Here is a 219-nt window from a genome sequence, read left to right on the forward strand (position 1 = left end):
GGTTGTTCTCCGATACGGTTGCCGGCGCGCAGGCCAGCGCCAATCTGTACTCCCTCGTGGAAACGTGCAAGGCGAACGGCGTCGAGCCGTATCGCTATCTGGTCTGGCTGTTCACCAGGTTGCCGCTCGCTGCAACCGCCGACGACTACGCCGATCTCATGCCTTGGAGTATGCCTGCCGCCCTCAACCTCTGAAGGGCGTCGTTAAAAGACCGCATAC

1 protein-coding gene is annotated in these 219 nt (G+C 61.2%); it reads left to right on the forward strand.

Annotated elements, in window-relative coordinates:
• Positions 1–194 (forward strand): transposase domain-containing protein (locus U5A56_RS37070; RefSeq protein WP_321927441.1); only part of this gene is annotated, 194 nt, incomplete at its 5' end.
• Between the last annotated feature and the right edge of the window lie 25 nt (positions 195–219).

Origin of the sequence: Burkholderia sp. BCC1998 (genome assembly GCF_905339875.1) — a bacterium.
Lineage (GTDB): Bacteria > Pseudomonadota > Gammaproteobacteria > Burkholderiales > Burkholderiaceae > Burkholderia.